We start from the raw sequence: 2,616 nt of genomic DNA on the forward strand, positions 1-2,616 counted from the left end.
TCGGTGGGCGGGTCAGTTGCTCGCCATCGCCCGGGGACGGCCTGCCGGGGGCGGGGCCTGCGGTGCGAGCAGGCGGTCCATCAGCACGTGGAGGTGCCGCCGGAAGGACTCGACGGCGACCGGGTCGTCGGCCCTCCGGATGCCCCGGGGGCGGTCGAGGAGGCCCGAGCCCAGGAAGCCGTGCACGCACCAGACCATCGTGCCGAGCAGGTAGTAGGTGTCGACGTCGGGCGGCACCGAGCCCTTGATCTTGGCGGCCACCAGGTCGAAGAGGGGCCGGGCATAGCGGTCCTCGAGCTCGGAGAGGTCGGCGGCGTCGGCGACCCAGCGGTGCGCCCACAGCGCGCGGTTCTGCGGGTTCGCGACGTGGAAGTCCAGATAGGCGTCCATGATCTCGTGCACCGCGGCCTGGCCGCCGCCGGCCTGCGCCACGGCCGTGTCCAGCGCCGTCCACTCCGCCTCGAACGCCTGCCGCATCACCTCCATGTAGAGCGTGCGCTTGTCCCCGACGACCTTCATGATCGTCGAGGTGCTCACGCCCAGCGCATCGGCGATGAGCTGCAGGGGCGTGCTGTCGTAGCCGAGCTCTCCGAACAACCGGGCCGCGCCGTCGATGACGCGCTGACGTGGAATGACATTGGACATCCCGCCACATTAGGCGCACTACGCCCAGGTCAGGCGTACCGCAGGCCAATGGCGCCTCAAATCATCGGAAAGCTTCTTGAGTCCGGCGTTTAACAGGGCTCGACCGCCGCGTGCCGGCGTGCGTGGTGCCCGCCCGGTGTCACATCTGGCCGGGCCGCCCCGTCAGTAGGGGTGGAACAGACGACACCGTAAGGAGAGCACCGTGGACGCTCGCTTGGACTACTTCGCATCCGCCACCCTGCCCAAGCTGATCAAGCACCTCCAGTCAGCCGACAAGATCGTCCAGAACTCACCGCTGCCGGCGACCACGCAGGAGCTGGTGAAGATCCGCGTCAGCCAGATCAACGGCTGCGGCTTCTGCGTCGACATGCACACCAAGGACGCCGCCCATGCCGGGGAGACCCCGTTGCGCGTCAACCTGGTCGCGGCCTGGCGGGAGGCCACGGTCTTCACCGAGGCCGAGCGGGCGGCCCTGGAGGTCGCCGAGGAGGGCACCCGCATCGCCGACGGGGCCGGCGGCGTCCCGGACGAGGTCTGGGCGAACGCCGCCAAGCACTACGACGAGGAGCAGCTCGCCGCCCTGGTGTGCCTCATCGCCCTCCTCAACACGTTCAACCGCATGAACGTCATCACCCGGCAGCCCGCCGGCGGCTACGAGCCGGGCATGTGGGACTGACCGGCCGGCCCCGGCGACTACGAGGAGGGACCGCCATGGCGGGACGACCGTCCCGCCATGGCCCGCGTCCTCGCGGACGCACCGGCCGACATGCTGCACGTGGTCGGCGTCCGCGAGCCGCCGTGGTTCGAGGCCGCCGGGGGCGGCGGGGTGCGGCGGCGGAACAGCCACTCCGCCCTCGGCTCGATCAGGCAGCGGGTGGCCCTGACGACCGGCGGGGTACACAGCAGGGTGGCCACCGCCGCGGCCGCGACGGCGCTGATCAGCACGCCCGGGACGGTCTGCACGAAAGCGGTCCGGTGGAGACCGAAGTAGACCACGGTCATGACGCCGAGGCCGTGCAGCAGGTAGGCGTACATGGTCTTGGTGCCGAACGGGGTGAACCAGGTCCGCCGGCTGGGGACCAGCGACAGGACGGCCCCGGCGAGTAGCGTCGCGAGGGTCAGCACGCCCAGGTGGATGAAGACTCCGGGGAAGGCCCTGACGCCCAGCCACTGGTAGCCCCGGTCCCAGTAGGTCCAGTACTCGGGGACGTAGCGTCCGCCCGTGTAGTAGAAGGTGACGCCCGCGGCCAGGACGAGGACGCCGACCGCGGACATCCCGGGCTTCTTCAGGAACTTGATGTGCTTGCGCTGCAGGCACACGCCCAGGACGAAGAACGGGAGCAGCGCGAAGAGCCGCCGGAGCGTCAGCTCGTGGGGCATCTCGTGGGTGTAGGAGATGAGGGTGAGCGCCACGGCGATCGCCAGCGGCCAGCGGACGTTCCGCCAGAACGGAACGGTCAACCGCCAGATGATCACCGACATCAGGAACCACATCAGGTAGGTCGGCAGCAGGATCTGCAGGTTGAAGGCGGCCGCACCGGTGGCCCACGCGTAGGTGGCGTAGAACAACTCGAATATCAGGTAGGGCAGGGCGAGCCCGGTCACCAGCCCGCGCACCTTGGAGTCGTCGAACACGAAGTTGCGCGCCAGATGACCGGTGATGATGATCAGCAGCGGCATCCGGAAGGTCTGCAGCAGCAGCACCGCGGGATGTGTCGCGTCATTCGGGGGGAACAGCGTCACCGTGTGCCCGACGACGACGAGGACCACGGCAAGAAAGCGGGCGTTATCGAAGAAGGGATCCCGATCCTTCTTGCTCTCCGCAACCTCGGCCGACTTAACAAGTTTGACGTCGTACCCCATGAAACTCCGGGTCTCGATCCGCCTACCGGGGATATTTTCGCGTTGGCTCGGCCACGTTACCGGCTGACCACGGGTGCCCGACTCCGCCCCCGCCGCACCGGCCGCCCC

Annotated in this window: 4 protein-coding genes; 2 read left to right on the forward strand and 2 right to left on the reverse strand. The window is 69.0% G+C overall.

Going from position 1 to position 2,616, the window contains the following annotated elements; translation table 11 throughout:
• Positions 1-12 precede the first annotated feature (12 nt).
• Complete coding sequence (locus E1266_RS36740; RefSeq protein ID WP_132055139.1) at positions 13-645, reverse strand: TetR/AcrR family transcriptional regulator; 633 nt, start codon at positions 643-645, stop codon at positions 13-15.
• A 202-nt stretch (positions 646-847) separates the two neighbouring features.
• Between E1266_RS36740 and E1266_RS36745 the strand changes: the two genes are divergently transcribed.
• Positions 848-1,321: a carboxymuconolactone decarboxylase family protein gene (locus tag E1266_RS36745; protein ID WP_132055141.1), complete on the forward strand. Its 474-nt coding sequence runs from the start codon at positions 848-850 to the stop codon at positions 1,319-1,321.
• Positions 1,322-1,338: 17 nt separating this feature from the next.
• Here E1266_RS36745 and E1266_RS36750 read toward each other — a convergent pair whose 3' ends face one another.
• On the reverse strand, positions 1,339-2,415 hold the full coding sequence (locus E1266_RS36750; RefSeq protein WP_207946149.1) for an acyltransferase family protein: 1,077 nt from the start codon (positions 2,413-2,415) through the stop codon (positions 1,339-1,341).
• Here E1266_RS36750 and E1266_RS39080 point away from each other — a divergent pair.
• Positions 2,392-2,616: hypothetical protein (locus E1266_RS39080; protein ID WP_207946150.1), on the forward strand; the 225-nt coding region annotated here is incomplete at its 3' end. The two genes, E1266_RS36750 and E1266_RS39080, sit on opposite strands and share 24 nt — an antisense overlap.

Source organism: Actinomadura sp. 7K534 (assembly GCF_004348575.1).
Lineage (GTDB): Bacteria > Actinomycetota > Actinomycetes > Streptosporangiales > Streptosporangiaceae > Spirillospora > Spirillospora livida.